6 protein-coding genes are annotated in these 6503 nt (G+C 64.4%); 1 reads left to right on the top strand and 5 read right to left on the bottom strand.

Annotation, left to right across the window (positions count from 1 at the left end):
- From cobT to J0I79_RS02380, 3 genes are all read right to left on the bottom strand, one after another.
- On the bottom strand, positions 1 to 1802 hold a 1802-nt coding region (gene cobT, locus J0I79_RS02390), incomplete at its 3' end, for a cobaltochelatase subunit CobT (RefSeq protein ID WP_292855118.1).
- A 60-nt stretch (positions 1803 to 1862) separates the two neighbouring features.
- Positions 1863 to 2849 carry a cobaltochelatase subunit CobS gene (cobS, locus tag J0I79_RS02385; RefSeq protein WP_292855116.1) on the bottom strand — a complete coding sequence of 329 codons (987 nt, stop codon included), beginning with the start codon at positions 2847 to 2849 and terminating at the stop codon, positions 1863 to 1865.
- 123 nt (positions 2850 to 2972) lie between these two features.
- Complete coding sequence (locus J0I79_RS02380) at positions 2973 to 3617, bottom strand: J domain-containing protein (protein ID WP_292855114.1); 645 nt, start codon at positions 3615 to 3617, stop codon at positions 2973 to 2975.
- Positions 3618 to 3774: 157 nt separating this feature from the next.
- Between J0I79_RS02380 and J0I79_RS02375 the strand changes: the two genes are divergently transcribed.
- Positions 3775 to 4077 (top strand): BolA family transcriptional regulator, encoded by a 303-nt coding sequence (locus J0I79_RS02375; RefSeq protein WP_292855113.1) that lies wholly within the window; start codon positions 3775 to 3777, stop codon positions 4075 to 4077.
- Between the two features lie 175 nt (positions 4078 to 4252).
- Here the strand turns inward: J0I79_RS02375 and J0I79_RS02370 are convergent, their stop codons facing one another.
- Positions 4253 to 5806: an acetolactate synthase large subunit gene (locus J0I79_RS02370; protein WP_292855111.1), complete on the bottom strand. Its 1554-nt coding sequence runs from the start codon at positions 5804 to 5806 to the stop codon at positions 4253 to 4255.
- 114 nt (positions 5807 to 5920) lie between these two features.
- A partial coding sequence (locus J0I79_RS02365) for an alpha/beta hydrolase fold domain-containing protein (RefSeq protein ID WP_292855109.1) occupies positions 5921 to 6503 on the bottom strand: 583 nt, incomplete at its 5' end.

Below are 6503 nucleotides of genomic sequence, written 5' to 3'. Positions count from 1 at the left end.
TCGGCATCGACGATGGTGACGGCGCGCCTGTAGTAGCGCGTGACGTCATGGCCGATGCCGATGGCCAGCAGTTCCACCGGCGAGCGCGTCTCGATGAGTTCGATGACGGCGCGCAGATGCCGCTCCAGGTAGTTGCCGGGATTTACCGACAGCGTCGAATCGTCGACCGGCGCGCCGTCCGAGATCATCATCAGGATCTTGCGCTGTTCGGGCCGTGCGATCAACCGGTTGTGCGCCCACAGCAGCGCTTCGCCGTCGATATTTTCCTTGAGCAGGCCCTCGCGCATCATCAGGCCGAGATTGCGCCGCGCTCGGCGCCACGGATGGTCGGCCGACTTGTAGATGATGTGGCGCAGATCGTTGAGGCGGCCGGGGTTCGGCGGCTTGCCGTCCTTCAGCCACTTCTCGCGCGCCTGGCCGCCCTTCCAGGCCCGGGTGGTGAAACCAAGTATCTCGACCGAGACGCCGCAGCGCTCGAGCGTGCGCGCCAGTATGTCGGCGCAGGTGGCGGCAACCGTGATCGGCCGGCCGCGCATCGAACCGGAATTGTCGAGCACCAGCGTCACCACCGTGTCGCGGAATTTGGTGTCGCGTTCCTGCTTGAAGGACAGCGGCTGCATCGGGTCGATGACCACGCGCACCAGCCGCGCCGGATCGAGATAACCCTCTTCCAGGTCGAAATCCCACGACCGGTTCTGCTGCGCCATCAGCCGGCGCTGCAGCCGGTTGGCAAGCCGCCCGACGACGCCGGACAGATTGGCGAGTTGCTTGTCGAGGAAGGCGCGCAGCCGGTCGAGCTCTTCCTCTTCGCAAAGCTCTTCGGCGCCGACCGTCTCGTCGAAGGCCGTGGTGAAGACCTTGTAGTCGATTTCCTTCGGCAGATTGGTGAAGGGGTTGTCGTTGCGGCGCGCTTCGCCCGGTGTCTCGGCGTCGGCGTCGTCGTCATCCGACAGATCATCGGCGGTCGCATCCGAGGCTTCGGTCTCGGACGACTGCTCATCATCGGCCGAGGCCTCGGCATCCTCGGACTGCGACTGCTCGGAGCCGGAATCGTCTTCGCCGCCCTCCTCGCTCTGCTCCTCGCCTTGCGGCTGGTTGTCGTCATTGTCCTCGGAGTCTTCGGTCTCCTGGTCGTCGCCGAGTTCCTCGGCCATTTCCATCGAGGCGAGCATGTCGCGCACCAGACGGGCGAAAGCCTGCTGGTCCTCGAGCTTTTCCGGCAGGCTGTCGAGATCGGCCTTGGCCTTCTCCTCGACCCAGGGCCGCCAGAGTTCGACCAGCCGCTCGCCGCTCTTCGGCACCGGACGGCCGGTCAGCTTCTCGCGCACCATGAGCGCCAGTGCTTCCTCGATCGGCGCGTCGGCCTTGTCCTTGACATCGACGAGGTTGGCCTTGGCGTATTTGTCCTCCAGCATCGAGCCGATATTGTCGGCGACGCCCTGCATGGCGCGGCTGCCGATCGCCTCGACGCGGGCCTGCTCGACCGCGTCGTAGATGGCGCGCGCCGCCTTGCCTTCCGGCGCCAGCTTGGTGTGGATGCGCGCATCGTGGCAGGCGCGCTTCAGCGCCATGGAATCGCCGAGCCCGCGGGTGATGGCGATGTCCGTCTTCGAGGCCTTCTTCGGCAGTTCGGGCAGGCGCGCCCGGCTTCCGGCCAGCGCCGGCCGGTCCTTGGCGAAGCCGACTTCCATCTCCTTGTCGCCGGCGATGGCGCGCATGCAGACGGTGACAGCGCGCTTGAAGCTGTCGGCTTCAGAACCCGTCTTCGACTTGTTGCGCGTGTTGTCGCCTGGACCCGCCATCGATCATTCCCCGGAGCATGATGGTGCCCGAAAGATCCTCTGACCTTCCGGCATCAGCTCTTAGCCCAGCACCACGTTGGCAGCGCTTTCCGGCAGATCCTGGCCGAACGCGCGCTGGTAGAATTCGGCGACCACCGAACGCTCCAGCTCGTCGCACTTGTTGAGGAAGGTCAGCCGGAACGCCATGCCGATATCGCCGAAAATCTCGGCATTCTCGGCCCAGGTGATGACGGTGCGCGGGCTCATCACGGTCGACAGGTCGCCATTGATGAAGGCGGAGCGCGTCATGTCGGCGACACGCACCATCTTGTTGACGGTGTCCTTGCCCTTGGCGTCGCGATAGTGCTTGGCCTTGGCCAGCACGATGTTCACTTCATTGTCGTGCGGCAGGTAATTCAGCGTGGTGACGATCGACCAGCGGTCCATCTGCGCCTGGTTGATCTGCTGCGTGCCGTGATAGAGGCCGGTGGTGTCGCCGAGCCCGACCGTGTTGGCGGTGGCGAACAGCCGAAATGCCGGATGCGGACGGATGACCCGGCTCTGGTCGAGCAGCGTCAGGCGGCCCGAGGATTCCAGCACGCGCTGGATGACGAACATCACGTCCGGGCGGCCGGCATCATATTCGTCGAAGCAGAGCGCGACATTGTGCTGGTAGGCCCAGGGCAGGATGCCGTCGCGGAATTCCGTGACCTGCAGGCCTTCCTTGACGACGATAGCGTCCTTGCCGACCAGATCGATACGGCTGACATGGCTGTCGAGGTTGACGCGCACGCAGGGCCAGTTGAGGCGGGCGGCGACCTGTTCGATATGGGTCGACTTGCCCGTGCCGTGATAGCCCGACACCATGACGCGGCGGTTATAGGCGAAGCCGGCGAGGATCGCGAGCGTGGTTGCCTTGTCGAACAGATAGTCCGGATCGACGTCAGGCACATGCTCCGATGTCACCGAATAGGCCGGCACCACCATCTTGGAGTCGAAACCGAATTTGTCCTTCACCGACACCGTCGTGTCGGGCAGGTTGGCGATGTCGCGATCGACCTTGTTCATATCTCTCAACGTCTCCACAAGCGAAACATCCCGTTTCGCCGGCAATCGATTTTGTTCGGGGGCGGTCTTAGAGCCTTTTCCAACCTTATGAAAGTTGGAAAACGACACAAACCATAGGGTCGCTCAGCACAGGCCTGCCTGTTTGAGCACGCGATAGGCCTGAAGCACATCGCGGAACCGGTCTTCCGAACCTCTGTCGCCACCATTCGCATCCGGATGGTGCCGCTTCACAAGTTCCTTATAGCGCGCCTTGATATCCTTGCCAGTCGCCTTTGTATCAAGGCCAAGCGTTTCCAGCGCCTTGGCCTCAAGCGGCTTGGCCTTGCGCTCGCGCGCCTCGCGTGGGTCCTTCGGTCCCTTGAACAGGTCGAACGGGTCGCGCATGCGGTTGTAATAGCCGGCACGCCCCGAACGCATCTGCGCCATATCGGGCGACGCCATACCCGGCGACGTGCGCGGCGAGGCGCCGTTGATGCCCATCTTCCAGGTCGGCCGGTGGCCGGTCATCGCCTCCTTCTGGAAGCGCGCCACCTCGGTATCCGGCACGCCGGAGAAGTAATTGAAGCCCTTGTTGTACTCGCGCACATGGTCGAAGCAGAAGCGGAAATACTCCCCCTCCTTCATGCGCCCAACCGGCGCGCGATGGGTGCCGGGCTCCTTGCAGCCGTCCCACTGGCAGATCGGCGAGTGCGACTTCAGCTCCGCGTCCTTCTCCGGGCGGATGCGAATCTTCTCGAAATATTTGGGATACGGCTTCATCTCACCCATTTATGGGGCGTTCGCAGATGCGAAACAAGAATTGACATTTTCGCGATCATCGCCCTAACCGCTGAATCGCGGCATAAAACAGGCGGATGGCGGATTTTGTCGCGCGGCGGCGGCCCCAGGCCGATGCGCCACCGATATGTGGTGAAGGGAGACGGCAATGTCCATACAGACGACGATGGAAGACAAGCTCAACAAGGCATTTTCGCCGGACCGGCTGGTCATCATCAACGAAAGTCATCTCCATGCCGGCCACCACCATCATGGTTCGGACCATCATGGCGCCTATGACGGCACCGGCGAGACGCATTTCCGCGTCCGCATCGTCTCGCCTGACTTTGCCGGCATGAGCCGTATCGATCGCCACCGCGCCGTCAACGAATTGCTGGCCGACGAACTGAAGGCCGGCGTGCACGCTCTGGCGATCGAGCCCGCGGCGCCCGGTGAGAAAACGCGCTGGTAGGCCGACGCGAGACTGTTTCGAAATTCGCTCCGGCGAGTCATATGGTGGTGGTTTCGAGAACCGGAGCGCAGCGAACATTTGGGTTCGTGAGCTCAGTTCTACTGCGACGCAGTAGAACGGGAAGCGCAGAAAACGCCATCAGATGGCCGCCAGAGTAGAATTTCCAAACAGTCTCTCAGATCACCGCTTCGATGAGGAACGGCCCACGCCGCGACAGGGCGCTGTCGAGCAGCGCGTCGAAGCGTTCGCAGGTGTCGGCGCGGGCGGCTTCCACGCCCATGCCCTTGGCCAGCGACACCCAGTCAAGCGCCGGATGGTCCAGATCGAGCATGCGCCTGGCATTCTCGCCGATCGCGTTGACGCCGACATTGCGCATTTCGCCATGCAGGATGGCGTAGGTGCGGTTGGAGAAGACGATCGTCACCACGTCGAGATTTTCCCGCGCCTGCGTCCACAGCCCCTGCACCGTGTACATGCCGCTGCCGTCAGCCTCCAGATTGACCACCTTGCGGTCGGGACAGGCGACCGCAGCGCCCGTGGCCAGCGGAATGCCGCCGCCGATCGATCCGCCCGTGCCCATCATGTAGTCATGCGGCGCGGCGAAGGCCGACAGCGCGAAGAAACGCCTGGCCGAGGTGACCGCCTCGTCGCAGACGATCGCATTGGCCGGTAGTCTTCTCGCGACCGACAGCGCGATCGCATCTTCCGTAAGCACGCCGTGAGGCGTCGGTTCGTCCGGGAAGGCGCTGGCGGGCTCCGTCCGCTGCGACGACCTGACGCCGAGTTCATCATGCAGCGCCTCGAGCGCCGCATGAAGGTCATCGCCATGGGCGGCGAGCGTCATGACCCGGCAGTCGTCACGCACGAGCCGACCCGGCTTTCCCGGATAGGCGAAGAAGGCGACCGGTTCCCTGCCGCCGACGATCACCATGACGTCGATATCGCGCAACATCGCCGTCGCCGCGTCGACCGGATAGGGGATGCGGGTTGGCGCGACACGGCCACGGCCGCGCTGCATACGCGCGATCAGCACATCGCTGAACAGCCTGACATCGCAGGCCGCAGAGATGCGCCCGGCGACCTCGAGCGCATCGGCACGCGCCGCCTGTCCGCGGACGATCATGCCGACCCGACCGGGCGCGGCACGGATCGCTTTCGCGATTTCGCGCACGGCCTCCATGTCGGTCGCCGGGGGCGGAGAAAGCGCGACCCTGGACAGTGTGACCGGCGCCGCGTCGCCCCATGCCGCGTCCGCCGGCAGGATCAGCGTCGTGACGCCAGGCGGCGTCAGCGAGGCGCGAAAGGCGGCTTCGGTCGCCGGCTGCACATCGGCCGGCCCGTCGATGCGCCGCACCCATTGCGACATCGGCGCCGCCAGGCCCTCGATGTCGCTGGTCAGCGGCGCGTCGAGCGGCAGGTGATAGGAGGCGTGGTCGCCGACAATGTTGATCATTGGCGTCCTGGCGCGCCTTGCATTGTGCATGTTGGCGAGCCCGTTCGCGAGACCCGGACCGGTGTGCAGGAGCGTCGCGGCGGGCCGGTCCGTCATGCGCGCATAGCCGTCGGCGGCACCGGTCACCACGCCTTCGAACAGGCCAAGCACACAGCGCATCTCGGGTTTCCGGTCGAGTGCGGCGACGAAATGCATTTCCGATGTGCCGGGATTGGCGAAGCAGACCCTGACGTCATTGGCCAGCAGCACGTCGCACAGGACATCGGCGCCATTCATGCAGTTCTTCTCCGGTTTACGGTCGAAGAGCAATTGCACCTGCGAAGGTCCGCGCGGCAATATTCCGCCACCGCTTTTGGCATGAGCCAGATTGATGAAATCGTTTCTGGGCTGTCAGCCCGCCGTCGATTTCAGGAATTTCAGCGCGGCTGCGGTCAGCGCATCGCCATCGGTGCCGAAATCCTTGTTGATCGACATATGCGTATAGGCGCTGCCGTCAAACAGCGTCACCTCGGTGCCGGTGGCGCGCAAGCGCTCGGCGAAGGCCTTCGACTCCTCGCCCCGCCCCGGCGCCTTGGAATAGGCGATGAAGGTCGGCGGATGCTTGCGGCCGTCGACATAGCTCGCCGGCGACAGCGCCGCCCATTGCGACCGGTCTGAAAACACCCGCGCATAGGCGCGCACCATGCCGCCGTCTTTCTCGAGTGCTGCAAGATCATAGGCCCTGGTGTCGTCGAGCAGCAGCCCGGCCACGCCAGGCAGTCCGCCGCGCATGCCGGTGAGCGCGATCAGATGGCAGCCGGCGGAGTGGCCCATGCCGATGATGCGGCTGGGGTCACCGCCATGCCCGGCGATATTGGCCCTGACATAGGCATAGGCCTTTTCCACATCGCCGGCCTGGGTGGCGACATCGGCCTGCGGCAGCATGCCTTCCTTCAGCGAGCGCCGCACGAAGGAATAGGAAGCGGTGTCAACG

The sequence above is a fragment of the Mesorhizobium sp. genome (assembly GCF_017306585.1).
Lineage (GTDB): Bacteria > Pseudomonadota > Alphaproteobacteria > Rhizobiales > Rhizobiaceae > Mesorhizobium.
The sequence above is the reverse complement of the archived record's forward strand: the minus strand, read 5'-3'. Positions and strand labels throughout refer to the sequence as shown.

Coding starts and splice junctions, on each gene's coding strand:
- cobS (WP_292855116.1), bottom strand. CDS start 2,849: ATGAACAAGGTCGATCGCGACATCGCCAACCTGCCCGACACGACGGTG.
- J0I79_RS02380 (WP_292855114.1), bottom strand. CDS start 3,617: ATGGGTGAGATGAAGCCGTATCCCAAATATTTCGAGAAGATTCGCATC.
- J0I79_RS02375 (WP_292855113.1), top strand. CDS start 3,775: ATGTCCATACAGACGACGATGGAAGACAAGCTCAACAAGGCATTTTCG.
- J0I79_RS02370 (WP_292855111.1), bottom strand. CDS start 5,806: ATGAATGGCGCCGATGTCCTGTGCGACGTGCTGCTGGCCAATGACGTC.